General features: G+C 54.9%; 16 protein-coding genes and 1 pseudogene. 12 read left to right on the forward strand and 5 right to left on the reverse strand.

Features of this window, described 5'->3' with window-relative positions; translation table 11 throughout:
• Nucleotides 1-36: 36 nt before the first annotated feature.
• From tsaE to OA238_RS24300, 9 genes are all read left to right on the forward strand, one after another.
• Nucleotides 37-507 (forward strand): tRNA (adenosine(37)-N6)-threonylcarbamoyltransferase complex ATPase subunit type 1 TsaE, encoded by a 471-nt coding sequence (tsaE, locus tag OA238_RS24260; protein WP_015497234.1) that lies wholly within the window; start codon nt 37-39, stop codon nt 505-507.
• Nucleotides 500-1,462: an aminoglycoside phosphotransferase family protein gene (locus OA238_RS24265; RefSeq protein ID WP_015497235.1), complete on the forward strand. Its 963-nt coding sequence runs from the start codon at nt 500-502 to the stop codon at nt 1,460-1,462. Before tsaE ends, OA238_RS24265 begins: the two co-directional genes overlap by 8 nt.
• Nucleotides 1,459-2,142 carry a nucleotidyltransferase family protein gene (locus OA238_RS24270; protein ID WP_015497236.1) on the forward strand — a complete coding sequence of 228 codons (684 nt, stop codon included), beginning with the start codon at nt 1,459-1,461 and terminating at the stop codon, nt 2,140-2,142. Before OA238_RS24265 ends, OA238_RS24270 begins: the two co-directional genes overlap by 4 nt.
• A complete protein-coding gene (addB, locus tag OA238_RS24275) occupies nt 2,135-5,077 on the forward strand; it encodes a double-strand break repair protein AddB (RefSeq protein ID WP_044038751.1) in 2,943 nt (980 codons plus the stop codon). Before OA238_RS24270 ends, addB begins: the two co-directional genes overlap by 8 nt.
• Nucleotides 5,074-8,460: a double-strand break repair helicase AddA gene (gene addA, locus OA238_RS24280; RefSeq protein ID WP_015497238.1), complete on the forward strand. Its 3,387-nt coding sequence runs from the start codon at nt 5,074-5,076 to the stop codon at nt 8,458-8,460. The genes addB and addA overlap by 4 nt, the downstream gene beginning before the upstream one ends.
• Nucleotides 8,461-8,520: 60 nt before the next feature.
• Entirely contained in the window at nt 8,521-8,841 is a 321-nt protein-coding gene (gene trxA / locus OA238_RS24285; protein ID WP_015497239.1) for a thioredoxin, read from the forward strand.
• Between the two features lie 110 nt (nt 8,842-8,951).
• Complete coding sequence (hslV, locus tag OA238_RS24290; protein ID WP_015497240.1) at nt 8,952-9,512, forward strand: ATP-dependent protease subunit HslV; 561 nt, start codon at nt 8,952-8,954, stop codon at nt 9,510-9,512.
• Nucleotides 9,505-10,809: an ATP-dependent protease ATPase subunit HslU gene (hslU, locus tag OA238_RS24295; protein WP_015497241.1), complete on the forward strand. Its 1,305-nt coding sequence runs from the start codon at nt 9,505-9,507 to the stop codon at nt 10,807-10,809. The genes hslV and hslU overlap by 8 nt, the downstream gene beginning before the upstream one ends.
• A 37-nt stretch (nt 10,810-10,846) precedes the next feature.
• On the forward strand, nt 10,847-12,091 hold the full coding sequence (locus tag OA238_RS24300) for an MFS transporter (protein WP_015497242.1): 1,245 nt from the start codon (nt 10,847-10,849) through the stop codon (nt 12,089-12,091).
• Here OA238_RS24300 and OA238_RS24305 read toward each other — a convergent pair.
• From OA238_RS24305 to OA238_RS24315, 3 genes are all read right to left on the reverse strand, one after another.
• Nucleotides 12,074-12,664: a Smr/MutS family protein gene (locus tag OA238_RS24305; protein ID WP_015497243.1), complete on the reverse strand. Its 591-nt coding sequence runs from the start codon at nt 12,662-12,664 to the stop codon at nt 12,074-12,076. The genes OA238_RS24300 and OA238_RS24305 overlap by 18 nt on opposite strands.
• A complete protein-coding gene (mltA, locus tag OA238_RS24310) occupies nt 12,661-13,626 on the reverse strand; it encodes a murein transglycosylase A (protein ID WP_015497244.1) in 966 nt (321 codons plus the stop codon). Before mltA ends, OA238_RS24305 begins: the two co-directional genes overlap by 4 nt.
• An 80-nt stretch (nt 13,627-13,706) precedes the next feature.
• Nucleotides 13,707-14,366: a Tim44/TimA family putative adaptor protein gene (locus OA238_RS24315; RefSeq protein WP_015497245.1), complete on the reverse strand. Its 660-nt coding sequence runs from the start codon at nt 14,364-14,366 to the stop codon at nt 13,707-13,709.
• 123 nt (nt 14,367-14,489) lie between these two features.
• Between OA238_RS24315 and OA238_RS24320 the strand changes: the two genes are divergently transcribed.
• The 3 genes and pseudogenes from OA238_RS24320 (at nt 14,490) to OA238_RS30850 (ending at nt 16,793) form a co-directional block, all read left to right on the forward strand.
• Nucleotides 14,490-14,987: an FxsA family protein gene (locus OA238_RS24320; protein WP_044037539.1), complete on the forward strand. Its 498-nt coding sequence runs from the start codon at nt 14,490-14,492 to the stop codon at nt 14,985-14,987.
• A gap of 56 nt (nt 14,988-15,043) precedes the next feature.
• A complete protein-coding gene (gene secB / locus OA238_RS24325; protein WP_015497247.1) occupies nt 15,044-15,553 on the forward strand; it encodes a protein-export chaperone SecB in 510 nt (169 codons plus the stop codon).
• Nucleotides 15,554-15,633: 80 nt separating this feature from the next.
• Nucleotides 15,634-16,793: pseudogene (locus OA238_RS30850) on the forward strand (IS30 family transposase).
• On the opposite strand, the gene OA238_RS35310 reads toward OA238_RS30850, so the two are convergent.
• Nucleotides 16,785-17,318 carry a surface lipoprotein assembly modifier gene (locus OA238_RS35310; RefSeq protein ID WP_083906823.1) on the reverse strand — a complete coding sequence of 178 codons (534 nt, stop codon included), beginning with the start codon at nt 17,316-17,318 and terminating at the stop codon, nt 16,785-16,787. The pseudogene OA238_RS30850 and the gene OA238_RS35310 sit on opposite strands and share 9 nt — an antisense overlap.
• On the reverse strand, nt 17,246-18,313 hold the full coding sequence (locus tag OA238_RS24345) for an IS630 family transposase (protein WP_015497249.1): 1,068 nt from the start codon (nt 18,311-18,313) through the stop codon (nt 17,246-17,248). The genes OA238_RS35310 and OA238_RS24345 overlap by 73 nt, the downstream gene beginning before the upstream one ends.
• Between the last annotated feature and the right edge of the window lie 17 nt (nt 18,314-18,330).

Genomic DNA, 18,330 nt, shown 5'->3' on the forward strand with positions numbered 1-18,330 from the left:
CCTTGCAGGCGGTACGCGGCTGCCTAAGGTTGGCACATGGCGCGCACAACCACTACACTTCGACTAACCACACAGGACGACACCGATCACCTCGGTCGCGTTCTCGCGAAGTATGCACGTGCCGGTGATTGTTTTCTTCTGCGCGGACAAATCGGGTCTGGCAAGTCAGCGTTGGCGCGGGCGTTTATCCACACCCTGCTGGGCCCTGATACCGAAGTGCCTTCGCCCACTTTCACCCTCGTGCAGACCTACGACTATGACGATCTAGAAATCTGGCACGCCGATCTCTATCGCCTTGGCGATGCGCAAGAGGCGGTTGAGCTTGGCTTGACGGACGCGTTCAACGACCACATTTGCCTGATCGAATGGCCGGAGCTATTGGGCGATCTTAAGCCAAACACCGCCCTTGATATTGAGCTTTCAGTGGCGCCGGATTGCCACCTCGCGACGCTTACGTTTGGCGAAAATTGGCGCGATCGGCTCAAGGACTTCGCGCAAGATGCGTAACACTGTCGTAACCCAATGGTTGGCGGCAACCGAATGGGCCGATTGGCAAAGGATCGCATTGTCCGGCGACGCGTCGGCGCGCCGTTATGAGCGCCTGCTGGGTCCCAAGGGCCAATCCGTCATTTTGATGGATGCGCCGCCAGAAACATGTGGCAGCCAATCACGTTTCGTGACCATCGCAGCGTACCTCAAAACGCTCAACCTCGCAGCGCCTGAGGTTCTGGAATGGGATAACCCAAAGGGTCTGATGATCCTCAGCGATCTTGGCCAACACGATTTCGCAACATACCTAAGCGCGGCGCCAAAAGACGAAGCAATTCTGTATAGCGCAGCGGTCGACGTACTGCGAACTCTGCAATCCACACCACCACCCAATGGCCTGACGAGAATGACATCAGATGTCGGTGCGAACATGATTGGCGTGGCATTTGAATGGGCCGCAACAGATCAAAGCATGGATCTCGCCACAGAGATAACCGCGCGCCTGCGCCGCCTTTTGCACGACGTAGATCCCGACCCCTGCGCGCTATCACTCAGGGATTTTCACGCGGAAAACCTGATTTGGCGCCCAGCAGGCCATGCCAACTTGCGCATTGGACTGCTCGATTTTCAGGATGCATTTATCACCCACCCGACTTACGATCTGGCGTCGTTGCTGCGTGATGCGCGACGAGACGTTGACCCTGTATTACTCGCCCCTCTGCTCGCCCAACTCGCTGGCGAAGATGGGAACGTTGCAGATTTCAAACGCGCGTTTCATGTAATGGCGGTGCAGCGCAATTTGCGCATTCTGGGCATTTTTCATCGCCTTGCACGACAGGATGGCAAAACCGGATACCTTTCCCTCGTCCCACGGGTTTGGGCGCATTTACAGACCGACCTTGCGACCCCTGACCTTATCGACCTTGGGCGTCTTGTCGCGTGGGCGTTTGACCCTGAACGAGTAAATTCATGACGACCCCGTCCGCCATATTACTGTTCACCGCTGGTCTTGGAACCCGCATGGCCCCCCTGACCAACACACGGCCAAAGCCATTGGTAAGCGTCGCAGGCGTCGCGTTGCTCGATCATGCATTGGCGCACTGCGCGGGTCTTCGGACAGTCGTGAATGTACATTACTTTGCAGACCAAATCCGCGATCACTTGGTGCAAACCGATGTCCTGATCTCTGATGAATCCAAACAATTGCTGGAAACCGGTGGTGGGCTGAAACACGCGCTTCCATTGCTGGGTAGCAATCCGGTTCTGACGATGAACACTGACGCTGTCTGGAAAGGGCCGAACCCCGTACAGGCGCTCACTCAAGCGTGGACGCCCATTGAAATGGAGGCTGTATTGCTGTTGATCCCTCGCGCTCATGCAGTTAGCCATACTGGGTCGGGGGACTTTGATCTCGATAGCTCTGGTCGCCTGACCCGCGGAACCAAATATGTTTATTCCGGCGTCCAGATTATCCACACAGATGGGCTGGCTGATATTACTGAAGATGCGTTTTCAATGTGGGTACTGTGGGACGGAATGCTAAAACGAAAAACGATGTTTGGTGTCGTCTATGACGGGCAATGGTGTGATGTTGGTAGGCCTGACAGCATCGAAATTGCACAAGAAATGCTCGCTGGAGGTGATGATGTTTGATCCAATGAAAATACCACGTGTGTATGGGGTCCCCCTCGGCGCAGACTTTTCGACCACTCTTTATGACGGCCTAAGGGCCGCATTTGAAACGATGTCGCCAGCGGATGTGGCCCACGTTGTGATTTATGTGAACACCCGTCGCATGCAGCGCCGCCTGACGTCCCTGTTTCACCAAGGCGACGCGCTTTTGTTGCCGCGCATCCGGCTTGTCACCGATCTTGCACAAGACGCCGTCGGGCGCGCAATTGCGCCATCCATTGCTCCGTTGCGTCGCAGGCTTGAAGTTGCGCAGCTGGTTAAAGGCCTGATTGATGCGGACCCGACCCTTGCATCGCAAGATGCGGCGATTGATTTGGCAGACAGTCTTGTCGCACTGATGAGCGAGATGCAGGGAGAAGGTGTCGCGCCTGAAGCAATCGCGGGCCTCGACGTTACGGACCAATCAGGGCATTGGCAGCGCGCGTTGTCATTCATTCAATTGGTGCAGCAGTTCTTTGCGGATGATCGGTTAGATGGCGAAGGCCGCCAACGTCTTGTGATTGAAACGCTCGTAGACCGTTGGGCCGATACACCGCCAGACCATCCAATCATCGTGGCGGGTTCCACCGGATCGCGTGGGGCAACGTCCCTGTTCATGCAGGCCGTCGCGAAGCTGCCACAAGGTGCAGTTATTCTGCCCGGTCTGGACTGCGATATGCCAGCCCATGTTTGGGATATGATGGAACAGAAAAAAGGCGGTGAGGATCATCCGCAATATCGGTTCAAGGCATTCTGCGACGCGCTCAGCATTCAACCATCCGACATCCAGCAGTGGGGCAACACCACCAACATCAACGCCGCACGCACTGGGCTGATTTCACTTTCATTGCGGCCTGCACCAGTGACCCATCAATGGATCAAAGACGGCTCTGATCTGGGCGATCTGGGCGAGGCGACAAATGGCATCACTTTGATTGAGGCCCCAACCCCGCGGGCGCAAGCAGATGCAATAGCCGCGCGTTTGCGCCAAGCGGTTGAAGATGGTCAAACCGCTGCGCTGATTTCACCCGACCGGATGCTGACACGACAGGTGACTGCTTCGCTGGATCGTTGGGACATCACGCCGGACGATAGCGCGGGTCTTCCATTGCAACTTACGGCACCGGGTCGGTTTTTGCGCCATATCGCTGATCTGTTCTGTGAACCACTGGACGCTGAACGTCTTTTGGTGTTGTTGCGGCATCCGCTCAGCCATTCAGACCGTCCTGATCGCGGCGCCCACGCGTTGCGCACCAACGCTTTAGAATTGGACCTGCGGCGAAACGGGCCACCCTTTCCAACGGCTGAAAGCCTGACCAAATGGGCGGCGGCGACATCGGATCGCCATCCAGAGCATACCGATTGGGTTGCATGGGTCGGGTCCGTTCTGCTGGGACTATGTGACACCAACGATAAGCCCCTGATCGATCACTTAACGCACCATTTGGGCATCGCTGAGCGGCTTTCAGCAGGTCCATATCTGGGCGGCTCGGGTGAGCTTTGGAAGAAACCGGCCGGACGCGAAGCCTTGCGTGTCATGTCAGAATTGCGCGCTCATTCGGACGCGGGTGGTGTGATGTCAGCGCGGGAATATCGCCGGCTCATCGGCAGCGTTCTGGCAGGTGGTGAGGTGCGCGACCGCGACGATGGCCACCCGCAGGTCCTGATCTGGGGCACTTTAGAAGCACGGGTTCAGTCGGCCGATCTGGTGATCCTTGCGGGCCTCAACGAGGGCACTTGGCCCGAGGCCCCCACCCCTGATCCTTGGCTCAACCGCCCGTTGCGGATGCAGGCTGGATTGCTATTACCAGAACGGCGCATCGGCCTCAGCGCGCACGATTATCAGCAAGCTGTCTGCGCGCGCGAAGTTGTGCTGAGCCGCGCCGTGCGGTCTGACGAAGCCGAAACAGTGCCAAGCCGATGGATCAACCGCCTGACAAATTTGCTTGGGGGCTTGGAAGATAAAGGCGGCCCCGCTTATCTTAAGGCGATGCGGGAACGTGGACAGCATTGGCTAACCCTCGCAGCGAACATCGCGGCTCCGACCGTGACCGTTGATCCAGCGCCGCGCCCGTCACCCTGTCCGCCAGCTGATGCGCGGCCAGACAAATTGTCAGTCACACAGATCAAAACGCTGATCCGCGATCCTTATGCAATCTACGCCCGCAAAATTCTTGGACTGAATGCGCTGGACAGTTTGGCCCACACACCTGACGCGCCATTGCGTGGTACAATCGTGCACAAAGTCCTTGAACGGTTCGTTAAGGACAAAATTGACCCCGCAGACTCTGGCGCGCGCGCCGCGTTGCTGTCCATCGCGTCCGATGTGCTGATTGAACACTGCCCATGGCCTGCTGTTCGCGCGCTTTGGTTCGCACGTATCGCGTCCTTCACGCCGCATTTTTTGATTGAAGAACAGAAGCGCCGCGTGTTTTCGGCCAATGTAGACACTGAAATGCGCGGTGAATTGAAGCTGGCATACCTGCCCTTTACGCTGACTGGGACGGCAGACCGGATCGACATGTCCGATGATGGCGAAGCGCTGATCTATGACTACAAAACTAGCAAGGCCCCCACCTCGCCACAACAAAAATACTTTGATAAACAACTGCTGCTTGAGGCCGCAATGGTCGAACGCGGCGCATTCAAAGCGCTGGGGCGTGTCCGTACCAAGGCCGCAGTTTACATTGGGTTGGGCAGCGATCTGAAAGACCAGCCCGCCCCGCTAGACGATGAGACTCCAGACGAAACCTGGACGCGTTTCGAAGGCCTCATCGCCAAATGGATGGACCCGACCAAAGGATACACTTCCCGTAGCGCGAATGAGATTATGTCGTTTGAGGGCAACTACGACCACCTTGCGCGGTATGGCGAATGGGATGAGACACACGACGCTATTGCACAGGACAGGACATGATCCCCGACGACGCAACCAGACGCCAGATCGAAGCCGCTGATCCAACGCGGTCCACATGGCTGTCGGCCAATGCGGGTTCTGGCAAAACCCGCGTTTTGACCGACCGCGTTGCGCGGTTGCTGTTGGCCGGAACCCGCCCTGAAAACGTGTTGTGTCTAACCTACACCAAGGCCGCCGCGTCAGAGATGCAGAACCGGTTGTTCCAGCGTTTGGGCGAATGGGCGATGATGGCCAAACCAGCGTTACATAAACAGTTGGTCGAACTGGGCACAGACGTGGCGATTGATGACGATTACCTCAGCAATGCACGGACCCTGTTTGCCAGCGCGATTGAAACTCCTGGTGGGCTGAAAATCCAGACGATCCACTCTTTCTGCGCGGGGGTGCTGCGGCGGTTTCCACTTGAGGCTGAGGTCAGCCCGCAGTTCAAAGAAATGGAAGACCGCGACGCGCAATTGCTGCGTGAAGAGGTTTTGGATGAGATGGCGACTGGAAATCACGCGGATGAAGTCGCGGGGTTTGCACGCCATTACACAGGTGCAGAGGTCGGCAATTTCTTGGCGGCCATCACATCGCGCAGATCGGCGTTCCTATCACCACCAACCGCAGATGATCTGGCGCAGACGTTCGACATTCCGTCCAGCCTCACTCTTAGCGGACTGATAGACGCAATTGTTGGACCTGATGATCTGGATGCGATCCAAAGGCTGATCCCGATCTGCCTCGCTTCGGGCACCAACGATCAAAAGGCTGCAATCAAACTAAAGGCTATCGACCTTAACACGCCCCCTGACATGGCCGTTCTGGCCGTGATGGAGGACGTCTTTCTGTTCGGGAAGGACGCCAAAAATCCCTACGGCGCCAAGATTGACAGCTTTCCCACCAAAGCCATTCGTACTGCCAATCCTGATCTCATTGATGAGCTGAATGATCTCATGCAGCGGGTTGAGGATGGTCGAGACACACGGTGGTGTTGGCTCGCTCTCGAAAAATCGCGCGCGCTGATCGCTTTTGCGACCCCTTTTGTGCGGGGCTATGAAACTAAAAAGGTGCAGCGTGCAGCGCTGGATTTTGACGATCTGATCAGCAAAGCAAAGGCGTTGTTAGAAGACCCTGCAGTAGCGCAATGGGTTCTGTTCCGTCTTGACGGTGGTGTCGATCACGTGCTGGTCGACGAAGCCCAAGACACGGCGCCAGACCAATGGGACATCGTGCGTCTTCTCACTCAAGAATTTTCAACCGGAATCGGCGCGAATCCTGACCGTGAACGGACTGTGTTCGTTGTGGGTGACAAAAAGCAGTCGATCTATTCTTTCCAAGGCGCGGACCCAGAAGGGTTCGATCGGATGAGCGACCACTTCAGTGGTGAATTGAATAAGGTCCAAAAGTCGCTCCATAAGCTTGAACTGCTGTATTCCTTCCGGTCCTCTGCTGCGGTGCTTCAGCTGGTCGATCAAACCTTCAAGGGCGAGATGGCCGAGGGACTTGGCAACCACATCGAACACATCGCGTTCAAAGACACCATGCCAGGGCGCGTGGATGTCTGGCCAGTGATCGAACCTTCCGAGAAACCAGAGGAACGTGATTGGGACGATCCCGTCGATTTTAAGGGGCGGACAAATCACAAGGTCGTCCTCGCCACGCAGATCGCAACAGAAATCAAACGTATGATCGCGCATGAAACGTTGCCAGTGAAAGTAGCCGATGACACCGGATGGTCGCGTCGAAAGATCACGCCAGGGGATGTCTTGATCCTCGTGCAAGGTCGTTCCGATTTGTTCAGTGAGATTATCGTCGCGTGTAAAAAGGCAGGTCTCGATATCGCTGGTGCGGATCGGCTTAAGCTGGGCGGTGAACTTGCTGTCAAAGATATCTCGGCTCTGCTGCAATTTCTTGCCCTGCAAGACGATGATCTGTCGCTCGCAGCTGCGCTGAAATCGCCACTGTTCGGATGGACTGAAAAACAGCTCTATGACCTCGCACAGCCGCGTAAGAAACAACAGACATTGTGGGAGGCATTGCGCACCTCTGGCACCCATGAAGACACGTTGGCGATCGTTCACGATTTGCGTAACCGCGCAGATTTTCTGCGCCCTTACGATCTGATCAACCGCCTGTTGATCCGTCACAGCGGGCGGCGAAACCTTATTGCGCGGCTCGGTCATGAGGCTGAAGACGGGATTGATGCGCTGCTGTCTCAGGCGCTTGGCTATGAACAATCAGCGGTGCCAAGCCTGACGGGGTTCCTGACATGGCTGCAAACCGAAGACGTGGTTGTCAAACGCCAGATGGATTCTGCTGGCGATCGGATCCGCGTGATGACGGTTCATGGCGCCAAAGGGCTCGAAGCGCCCATTGTGATCCTGCCCGACACAACCAAACGCAAGCGTGAGGTACGGGGCGATCTTTTGACGACGGGTGGCTATGTGTATTGGAAACCCAAATCAGATGTGATGCCGCAAGTCATGCGGGACATACAAGACGACATGCTGGATGCCCAAGACCGCGAACGGCGGCGGCTGCTTTATGTGGCCCTAACCCGTGCGGAAAATTGGCTCATCATCGCGGCTGCTGGCGATGTCGGGAAAGAACCACAAGACAGTTGGCATGGAACAGTTTCAAACGCGCTCGACCATCTGGACGCTGTCGAACACCCCGCGCCCTTTGGCACGATCAAGCGGTTTAGTCGCTGGGAATGGGACGCGGGACCAATGGCTACCCCCGCCAAAGAACCCGCAGCCAAAACAGTGATGCCGCTGTTTGGCGACACGCTTCCCAACCTACTAGATCGTCCAAAAACACTTTCCCCGTCCGATCTTGGCGGCGCAAAGATCATGGCAAGTGAAACGTACACGGATGCCTCCGATCTGGCGCTGGCATGGGGACACATCATCCATCTTTTACTAGAAGTCCTGCCAGAAACCGACCCAATGATGCGGCTAGGTACCGCCGAAGGACTTGCCAAAAACCATCCTGATGCGGGTCTGATCCCAAATATCGGTGAGCTAATCGAAGAGGCGCTTGGAACGCTTGATGCCAGCAACCTGTCTTGGATCTTTGAGGCTGGTCTGGCCGAAGTCCCGATTTCGGCAACGCTGCCATCCCTTGGGCTGGATCGCATGTTCGGCATCATCGACCGTTTGATCATAACGGACACAGACGTCATCGCCGTCGATTTTAAATCCAATCGTGTGGTTCCAGAAATACCGGAAAAAACGCCCCTTGGCCTTGCCCGCCAAATGGCGGCATATCGTGATGCGTTGAAACAAATCTATCCAAACCACCGTATTCGCACGGTTCTTTTGTGGACCAAAACCGGGACGACAACGGAACTCCCAGATGCGATGCTTGACGTTGCTCTCTTTGGCGTGACCACGCCTTGACGCCCCCTTGGTGCGATCATACGTTCCGCGTCTAACAAAACCCCTTGAGGAGTAGAGCCAATGGCCACCGTAGCAGTCACCGACGACACCTTTGACGCCGAAGTTCGTCAGTCCACCATCCCCGTTGTCGTGGATTTCTGGGCGGAGTGGTGCGGACCCTGTAAACAGATCGGCCCAGCGCTCGAAGAACTGTCGGCTGAGATGGACGGAAAAATCAAAATCGTCAAAGTGAACGTTGACGAAAACCCCAACGCCCCCGCCCAAATGGGTGTGCGCGGCATTCCGGCGCTGTTCCTTTTCAAGGACGGCGAAGTTGTCTCCAACAAAACAGGCGCAGCCCCGAAAGCCGCGCTGAAAAGCTGGATTGAAGAAGGCATCTAGGCCAATCCAATTGTCTAAATGGGCGTCCCATCGGGGCGCCCTTTTCGTTGCAACCTTGTGTCGACCGCATCGCGCCGCCATATAATCTATAATCAAAGGTAGGACACAACATGACGAAAGACACATTCCCAGGCTGGCACGGCACGACAATCATTGGTGTGCGCAAGGGCGGCGAAGTTGTCATCGCGGGCGACGGGCAAGTGTCCGTTGGCCAGACCGTGATGAAAGGAACTGCACGAAAGGTGCGGCGTCTGACGGCTGGCGGCAGCGATGTAATCTGTGGTTTTGCAGGATCAACGGCAGATGCGTTTACCCTGCTCGAACGGCTTGAGAAAAAACTTGAAGCGACACCCGGACAACTCGCCCGCGCGTCAGTTGAGCTCGCCAAGGAATGGCGCACCGACAAATACCTTCAGAAACTCGAAGCGATGCTGATCGTGAGCGATGGCAAAGACCTGCTCGTGATCACGGGTGCGGGGGACGTTCTAGAACCTGAATATGACGTAACCGCCATCGGATCGGGCGGCAACTTTGCCCTCGCCGCTGGTCGCGCACTCATGGATCTGGAATTTAGCGCCGAAGAAATTGCCCGCCGCGCCATGGCCATTGCATCTGACATTTGCGTTTACACAAACGGCAATCTCACCGTGGAGACCATCAAGCATGACTGACCTCACCCCCCGCGAAATCGTATCCGAACTTGACCGGTTTATCATCGGCCAATCCGACGCCAAACGCGCTGTTGCCGTGGCGCTGCGCAATCGTTGGCGGCGCAAACAATTGGGCGACGATCTGCGCGACGAAGTCTATCCCAAGAACATCCTGATGATCGGACCAACCGGCGTTGGAAAAACTGAAATTTCGCGCCGTTTGGCAAAATTGGCCCGCGCACCGTTCATTAAAGTCGAGGCTACCAAATTTACCGAAGTGGGCTATGTCGGACGCGATGTTGAACAAATCATCCGCGATCTGGTTGAATCTGCCATTGTTGAAACCCGCGACTACATGCGCGAAGACGTGAAACAAAAGGCGCAGGAAGCCGCTGAAGCCCGCGTGATTGATGCCATCGCGGGGACAGACGCCCGCGAAGGAACCCGCGATATGTTCCGCAAAAAGCTCAAGACTGGCGAGTTAGACAATACAATTATCGAACTTGAACTCGCCGACAATTCCAACCCCATGGGTGGCATGGAAATCCCCGGCCAGCCCCCTGGTATGGGCGGCATGGACCTCAGCGCGATGTTTGGCAAAGCATTCGGCGCGCGCACCGTCAAGAAACGCGTGACCGTTTCGGAAAGCTACGCGTTGTTGGTCGCGGACGAAGCGGACAAACTGCTGGACGATGAAACCGTCACGAAAATCGCACTCGAGTCAGTTGAACAAAACGGCATCGTCTTTTTGGATGAGATCGACAAAGTCTGTCGCAACGCCGACGCACGCGGCGCGGATGTGTCCCGCGAAGGCGTACAGCGTGATTTGCTGCCATTGATCGAAGGCACGACTGTCAGCACGAAACACGGATCGGTAAAAACCGACCATATCCTGTTCATCGCCTCGGGCGCGTTTCACATCGCAAAACCATCCGATCTGTTGCCCGAACTACAGGGTCGCCTGCCAATCCGTGTTGAACTGCGGGCACTGACTGAACACGACTTTGTCCGTATCCTCACAGAAACCGACAACGCCCTAACCCGCCAGTACACCGCACTCATGGGTACCGAAGAAGTCACGGTGTCATTCAGCGAAGACGGCATTGCCGCCCTCGCGCGCATCGCGGCTGAGGTGAATGAAAGTATCGAAAATATCGGTGCACGTCGTCTCTATACCGTGATGGAACGCGTGTTTGAGGATCTGTCGTTCAACGCGCCAGAACGTGGAGGTGATGAAATCGAAGTCAGCGCTGCCTTTGTCGAAGAACACCTTGGTGCGCTTGCACGATCCACCGACTTAAGCCGCTACGTGCTTTAGCGCTTTCCAGTTGCGATCATTCGGCCAATAAGACCCAATGACCGCAAGAATTATTCACGACACCGGATACATTTCCTTCATCCGCGAGAACGCACCCTTCCTTGCGACGGGCGCGTTGCTGTCGTTTCTCTCAAGCTTCGGTCAGACTTTCTTTATCTCGATCTTCGGCGGTGAAATTCGGGCCGAATACGGGCTGAGCAACGGCGACTGGGGCCTGATTTATATGATCGGCACAGGAGCGTCAGCGGCAGTCATGGTGTTTGCAGGTGGCCTCGCAGATCGGTTTCGCGTCCGGCAGCTTGGCATCACGGTTATTCTACTGCTCGGGCTGTCTTGTGTGCTTATGGCGCTCAATCCGCTTGCCGCCCTTCTGCCTCTCGTCGTATTTACGCTTCGCTTTTTTGGCCAAGGGATGACAACGCATGTGGCGACCGTGGCCATGGCGCGCTGGTTTATCGCCACACGTGGCCGCGCTTTGGCTGTTGCTGCAATGGGGTTCATGCTGGCCGAAGCGGCACTGCCCTTGATCATGGTTTGGCTAAAATCCTACATTGATTGGCATTATATCTGGATCGGCTGCGCCCTCTTTTGTCTCGCTATGGCCCCCGTTTTGATGCGTCTGCTGCGCCTCGAACGCACCCCACAGTCTGTCGCGCAAGACAATCAATCAACCGGACTTTACGGTAAACACTGGACCCGCGCCGACGTTTTGCGCCATCCCATATTCTGGGCGATGGCCCCTGCGGTTATGTCATTTTCTGGTTTTGGCACTGCGTTCTGGTTCCACCAAGTTCATTTCGCTGAGATCAAAGGATATTCACATCTGGCTCTTGTGGCGGTCTTTCCACTGGGAACGATCACCCTTCTTTTCTCGACGATCTTTTATGGCTGGGCCTTGGATCGGATCGGGGCGGTTAAACTTCTGCCGTTTTATTTGATCCCCTACATATTTGCTTTCATCCTGCATTGGTACGGGCCAAGCCTCGGCTGGACAGCCCTCGCTTTGATCCTTATGGGCGCGGCAGGCGGTGGTCAGGCGACATTGCTGAATGCGTGCTGGGCAGAGTTTTTTGGCACGTTGCACCTTGGCTCCATCAAGGCCGCAACAGCCGCTTTGATGGTACTTGGGTCCGCACTTGGGCCTGGTATCAGTGGTTGGCTCATCGACCAAGGCGTCGGCTTCGAACAGCAAATGTTAGGATATGCAGCGACGTTTTTCATCGCCGCCCTTTTGTTGCTTTACCCGGTTTCAGTCGTGCGGCGGTCAACGGGTGCGGCGTAGGTAGACGTAATAGGCGCCCTGCCCGCCATGGCGAATGTGACTTTCAGTGATTTGCATCACCAACCCACCCAGCGGCGCCATCGACAACCATTGCGGCACTTGATGGCGCAACACACCAAACCGCGTCGGGATTGGCCCACCATCATCGCGGTGCTTTCCCTTGCCGGTGATGACCAAAACCAACCGATGCCCAGCGCCTGCAGACCTCAGGATAAATCCCGTCAAAACCGGATGCGCCTGTGCAACTGTCATTCCATGTAGATCGACCCGCGCTTCTGGCTTTAACTTGCCACGACGGAGCCTAACAAACGCCTTTTGATCCATTTGAACCGGTGCTGCCCTGATCTGTTGGCCAAGCGATGGCAACAGATCGTGATCGGCGCGGTGGTCAACAACAGCACCAATTCTGAATGCCGGAATGGGCCGGGGCTTGGTCTGGGTCGGCTGTGGATCAGGTTTTCGGGGTGCCGCACGAATCAGTTTCGCCGCTGGCTTGTGCAGCGGCTCGGTCCGCCTCGCCACGACGTCCCATAACGCCTGTTCCTCAGCCGACACATGCCGAGGCTTTTTCATTCGATCACATCCGGCAATAGCGCATATGCACTTTGGATCGGCATCAAAACAACCAGCCGCCCATCGTCCCTTATGCGGCCCGCATCGCGCCCGGCGGCATCACCCGTTCCAAAGAAAATATCTGCCCGTTGTGATCCCTTGATCGCAGACCCCGTGTCTTGCGCGACCATCAAACGGTTCAGTGGGTCAGCGCCATCCTTTTCAATCCAGACAGGTGCGCCCAGCGGAACAAAGGCCGGATCAATCGCAACGGTTCTCATTGTGGTGACAGATCTGTTCATGGTCCCAAGTGGTCCCATATGCGCAGGCACATCGTTGACCTCACGAAAGAAGACATAACTGTCGTTCGCCCACAAAAGCTGACGACCCTCTTCGCCATTGTTACGGACCCAATTGCGGATCACGTCAGCGGACACCTCATGGGATTGATAGACACCGCGGCGCACCAGTTCCAATCCGATTGACGAATATTCACGTCCGTTCGCTCCGCCATACCCAACGCGAATGCCGCCCCCCGTATCGAGCGCAACGCGGCCCGATCCCTGAACTTGCAAGAAAAATACATCAACAGGATCATCGATCCAAACAATCTCAAGTCCACGCCCCTCAAAGGCGTTGGTTTTCTCAATCTCTCGGCGTGAAAACTCGCCTGAATTTTGGGGTAATCTGTAAAGCGGGTGCTGGAAGGGACCACCACGGGTCATCGATCCGCGCAATTCAGGCTCGTAGTAGCCCGTAAACAGCGGGTCTTGACCATCTTCAATCAGGACAGGCGTGAATAAACGTTCAAAAAAACCGCGCGCCTCTTGGCCTTGGCGCGCCACATCGCAAATCGTTTCCCACGCGGGGTCGCGCATATCGCCACAGGTGGACAGGAACACGTCTAACGCCGCCTGATGATCGTCATCGGCCCAGCCGTTCAGATCACCGAATTGTAAAAGTTTATAGGTCGGGTTGGCCATTGCCGCCTCAGTCCAGAAAAATGGTGGCACGATCACCGACAGCCCTAAGGCTACCGCCCTCAAATTTATTCGCCTAGTCTTCATTCACCAGTGGCGACAAGGAACCAGTTCGGATCGCCAGTGCCCATGGTGCGGCCGAACGTCCAGACATCGCGCTGCTTTTTGATTTCTGTTGGGGAGCCTTCTTTCAGGTCACCACCGTTGTCATAGACTGCAGACGTGCTTTCGTTGAGAAACTTGATTGTAATCTCAGCATTTTTTGTTGTTTCGTCAAACTCCGCATCAACCAATGTCGTTTCGGAAATACCAATGAACTTGAAATCGATGCTTAGGCCGTCTTTCTCTCGCGATTCAACCACACCCGCGAAGGCATCGTAGACGTCGCTCGATAGGAACGGTTTGATTTCGGCCAAATCGCCTTTTTCAAATCCGGTCAGGATCATTTCATAGGCACCACGCGCGCCACGCAAAAATTCACGGACATTGAATGACCGATCCGCAGTTTTCATTGCGGTCAACGCCTTTGCCATATCACTATCGGCATCAACATAATCGGTTACATCCGGATCAGGTCCACCTTCGATCACCTCAAGATCGGGTCCGAACCGTCGCGTTGGGATGGCTGGCGGCGCCTTTGGTTTTTCAAACCCCTCACGTGTGCCCAAAACATTGCGCAAGCGCAGGATCAGGAAGATCGCGATTCCGGCAAGAACCAGAAGTTGAAGAACAGGCGAATTCATGTGCGTTTCTTTCAAGATAATTTCAAGGCAAGTGGTAACATCTAGGTACCGACCTTATGTAAGGCAGACATAGGGCCAAGTCCACCTTAGCCCCAACGATTCATTTGCTTATCTGGAGGTCTCATGCTGTTGCTCTTACTCTTTATCGGCATCCCGCTGCTTGAAATCACACTGTTTATCCAAGTTGGCGGTGCAATCGGGCTTGGCTGGACACTCGCTATTGTGATTGGAACGGCGGTCTTGGGAGCGTGGATGGTACGCAGTCAAGGCGCGCGGGCGATGCTCAACTTGCGAACGTCATTCTCAAACCTGCAAGACCCGACCGAACCTTTGGCACATGGTGCGATGATCCTTTTTTCTGGCGCTTTACTGCTCACGCCAGGTTTTTTTACCGATTTTATCGGTTTTGCCCTCCTTGTTCCGGCTGTTCGATCCGCAGTTTATCGCTATCTGCGCGCCCGAATTAATGTCCAGAATTTTCAGATGGGGCCAGATGGCCAGCAACCACGCCCCTCTAATCCCCATGGCCAACCCCGCGATCGCGTTATTGATGGCGAATTTAAAGAGGTCGATCCAGAAAATCCACCACAAGATGGCCCATCTGAATGGACTAAACGTTGAGGCCCGCGCCCGCGCCTGATACAAAACATCAAATTTATTAAACATCGGAGGGCCACATGGCCGAAGAAGACAAGACAATGCCAAATGGCGCAGCAGACGCAGCGCCAGCAGCACCACAGATCAAACAACGCGTTCTTGCCCAGTTTGTCCGTGATCTCTCATTTGAAAACGTCATGGCGCAAAAAGGCGTTGATGGCGAAGTAAAACCAGAAATCAAAGTCGAGGTGAACCTCGATGCCCGCAAACGCGGCGCGGAAAATCAGTTTGAGGTTATCACCAAACTCAAGGTTTCTTCGCAGAACGCTGGCACAGAGAATATGTTGTTCCTGCTTGAATTGGAATATTCTGGCGTGTTCGAAATCGAAGGTGTACCAGAAGCTCAGATGCATCCTTACTTGATGATCGAATGCCCACGTATGACGTTCCCGTTTGTGCGCCGCATTGTAAGCGACATCACACGCGACGGTGGCTTCCCGCCGCTGAACCTTGAGCAGATTGATTTCGTGGCAATTTATCGCCAGCAGCTTGCGCTGCGTGCGGAACAGCAGAAAAAAGCCGAGGCGTAAACTACTTCGGGTAATCCCCCCTAAAATTAGTGGTGTTCCAAAGTAGAATTTTCTCAGCAAGATATCTGAGGAGATTTTTGATGAAGAACGGACGATTTAGCGACGCACAGATCATGCATTTCCAGGCAGGCGATTGCACAGCAATCTGCCGAGAGGGGGTATTTTGAGGCAGGCAGAGAGCGGCGTGCCGGTCTCTGAGCTTTGCTGCGAGCATGGCATGAGCAGCGCCAGCTTTTACAAATGGCGTTCGAAGTATGGCGGGATGGATGCGTCGATGGTGTCGCAGATGAGGGCCATGGCAGACGAGAACCGGCGTCTGAAGCGGATGTATGCTGAGATGAGCATGCAGAATGACTTGCTGAAGGAAGCTCTTGAAAAAAAGCCGTAAGGCCATCTCAGCGACGTGAGATGGCCGTTAAAGCAGTCGAGAATAGGCGTGTCAGCATCGCGATGGCCTGCCGTACCTTCGAGATTAGCGAGACCTGCTACCGCTATGAACGGCTGCTCAGTGATGAGAATGCTGAGATCGCAGATTGGTTGGTTCGACTGACGGCCAATCGCAAGACGTGGGGCTTTGGCTTGTGCTTTTTGTATTTGCGCAATGTCAAAGGCTTTGAATGGAACCACAAGCGGGTGTAGCGGATCTACTGCGAGCTGGAGTTGAACCTGCGCATTAGGCCAAGAAAGCGGCTGCAACGGCCCAAGCCGGACGCGTTGGCGGTGCCAGAGGCTCTCAACCAGACTTAGTCAATGGACTTCATGGTGGATCAGCTTGCGGATGGACGGAAGTTCCGCACCCTCAATGTGTTGGATGACTTTAATCGTGAGGGGCTGGGTATCGAAGTGGACTTCTCCCTGCCTGCTGCGCTATTTGAGGGCTGCGCAGGTGGTCATAACCTCTAAACCAGCATCATTCCGAAGGTGTTATGGCAGAGAATTTGCTTACCACGAAGAGATTGCCCGCGAGCTGACAGCCGAGGGTTTCTTCGCGCACCCCTATCACTCCTGGGAGCGGGGCCTCAACGAAAACACTAATGGTCTGATACGGCAATACATCCCAAAGGGAAAAGACATTGATGATCTGAGTGATGAGGAAGTGGTTAAGATCAACGAAAAGATTAACAGCCAGCCCAGAAAATACCTTAGCTTTAAAACGCCAAATCAGTTATTCCTAGGGTCCAAACAGCATGTTGCAAGTTGGCTCCGCGGAACACTTTTACTCAAGGTATTTTCAGAATGATCGTTCAAATGTGATCCCGCAGTCTGTCGTTTCATATTCGTACAAAGCGATATTTGATGAGTTTTGTTCGTTCTGGCACGATAGGCGTGGTCGTGATCCGTAAATTTCAAAACTTCGAGGGCTGTATGAGGCGCCAAAGATAACCGTTTCGTCTTGACGTACGAGATTAGTGGCCGGGAAAAAGTCATCGTATCCACGAGTTGTGAAACTTCCGAAGAGGCCAATGTTTCCATGGTTTGAAAAGTTACGTGAGATGTCAGCTGAGACGCGTCCTTCCAGGTACCTAAAATGATTCTCTTGGGGCTCTGATCGAGCAAGGGATACACCAAACCCAAATCTTGTTCGCTCATCCAGAGAATAGCTATAGCGCAAGTTTATTTGACCGTAAGGACCTGAAAGACTGTCACTTTCAATGTATGCTCCCGCGCCTGAATTGACCTGAGGTTTTCCCCTCAAATCACTTTGTATTCCTTGAGCGATATGACGCGGAAGTTGTCGGTGACGGTGTCGCGGAACTCTGGCCATTTTTCTGGCAGGGTCTTGCGGAAGAAGTCGAAAATGGCCTCTGTGAATTGGTTGAACGTTGCATAGTGCCGATTGTGGGTGACCCATTTGTGCATAACACCCCAAAGACGCTCGATCGGGTTGAGGTGCGGGGCATATGCTGGCAAGAAATGCAACTTCACCCGACGTTCTGGGCTGTCCAGCCATGGCTGTAGTATCTTGGCATGATGATAGCGGGCATTGTCGACAAAGACGTGGATGGCCGTCTTGGTTTGGTTGTTGCGTTCCAACTTTTCCAGCATCTGTCGGGTTGTCTGGGCATTGATCTTCTCGCCTTCCACAAAGGTGAACTGGAAAGTCTCAAGGTCAAGCGCGCCCTGAATGTTGAGCCGCTTGCGCCCTGATGTCGCCTTCAGGGCCGTCTTTTGTCCCTTGGGGAACCAACCATGGGCGGGGCGGCTCTGGTGTTCGGGGTGGACAGCGTCCGAAAAGACAACCATCTCATCTGCGGCCAACCCGTTCATCAGGGCCTCATATTTGGCAATAAACGCAGCCTGCTTGGCTTCATCGGCCTGTGCAGGCAGCAATTGTGGTTTCTTATACGCGAACCCCAGGCGGCGCATCAGCTTGGCGGCTCCCGACGTGCTGTAGTTTTGGTCGCACTCGGCTAGAACATAGGCACAGACCTCATCGGCATTGCGGGCAGGCTGCGCGGTGAAATGGGCTCTCACCGCCTGCTCTTGCACGACGGACAAATGACCCTGACGCTGGCTGTAGTCCTTCAGACCGAAAAACGATAGTCCCGCACCGGCAAAGGCAAATCGCCACTCCGTCAAAACTGTCGGGCCAATATCCAAAATCCGGCAAACCGTTCCGGCGTCTTCTCCTGCGTCCAAAAGAAGAAACGCGCGCGCCCGTTTCCAAACAAGGGCGTCAACTTTGCGGCGGCGGCAAAGCGCTTCAAGTGCTATGCGCTGCTCGTCGGATAAGGAGACTGTTTTGTATTGCTTGATCATAAACTCAAAATACAGAC

The sequence above is a fragment of the Octadecabacter arcticus 238 genome (genome assembly GCF_000155735.2).
In the GTDB taxonomy this organism is placed as follows: domain Bacteria; phylum Pseudomonadota; class Alphaproteobacteria; order Rhodobacterales; family Rhodobacteraceae; genus Octadecabacter; species Octadecabacter arcticus.

What these genes read in the sequence shown, in the direction of transcription:
- tsaE (WP_015497234.1), top strand. Translation starts at nt 37, where the DNA reads ATGGCGCGCACAACCACTACACTTCGACTAACCACACAGGACGACACC.
- OA238_RS24265 (WP_015497235.1), top strand. Translation starts at nt 500, where the DNA reads ATGCGTAACACTGTCGTAACCCAATGGTTGGCGGCAACCGAATGGGCC.
- OA238_RS24270 (WP_015497236.1), top strand. Translation starts at nt 1,459, where the DNA reads ATGACGACCCCGTCCGCCATATTACTGTTCACCGCTGGTCTTGGAACC.
- addB (WP_044038751.1), top strand. Translation starts at nt 2,135, where the DNA reads ATGTTTGATCCAATGAAAATACCACGTGTGTATGGGGTCCCCCTCGGC.
- addA (WP_015497238.1), top strand. Translation starts at nt 5,074, where the DNA reads ATGATCCCCGACGACGCAACCAGACGCCAGATCGAAGCCGCTGATCCA.
- trxA (WP_015497239.1), top strand. Translation starts at nt 8,521, where the DNA reads ATGGCCACCGTAGCAGTCACCGACGACACCTTTGACGCCGAAGTTCGT.
- hslV (WP_015497240.1), top strand. Translation starts at nt 8,952, where the DNA reads ATGACGAAAGACACATTCCCAGGCTGGCACGGCACGACAATCATTGGT.
- hslU (WP_015497241.1), top strand. Translation starts at nt 9,505, where the DNA reads ATGACTGACCTCACCCCCCGCGAAATCGTATCCGAACTTGACCGGTTT.
- OA238_RS24300 (WP_015497242.1), top strand. Translation starts at nt 10,847, where the DNA reads ATGACCGCAAGAATTATTCACGACACCGGATACATTTCCTTCATCCGC.
- OA238_RS24305 (WP_015497243.1), bottom strand. Translation starts at nt 12,664, where the DNA reads ATGAAAAAGCCTCGGCATGTGTCGGCTGAGGAACAGGCGTTATGGGAC.
- mltA (WP_015497244.1), bottom strand. Translation starts at nt 13,626, where the DNA reads ATGGCCAACCCGACCTATAAACTTTTACAATTCGGTGATCTGAACGGC.
- OA238_RS24315 (WP_015497245.1), bottom strand. Translation starts at nt 14,366, where the DNA reads ATGAATTCGCCTGTTCTTCAACTTCTGGTTCTTGCCGGAATCGCGATC.
- OA238_RS24320 (WP_044037539.1), top strand. Translation starts at nt 14,490, where the DNA reads ATGCTGTTGCTCTTACTCTTTATCGGCATCCCGCTGCTTGAAATCACA.
- secB (WP_015497247.1), top strand. Translation starts at nt 15,044, where the DNA reads ATGGCCGAAGAAGACAAGACAATGCCAAATGGCGCAGCAGACGCAGCG.
- OA238_RS35310 (WP_083906823.1), bottom strand. Translation starts at nt 17,318, where the DNA reads ATGGCCAGAGTTCCGCGACACCGTCACCGACAACTTCCGCGTCATATC.
- OA238_RS24345 (WP_015497249.1), bottom strand. Translation starts at nt 18,313, where the DNA reads ATGATCAAGCAATACAAAACAGTCTCCTTATCCGACGAGCAGCGCATA.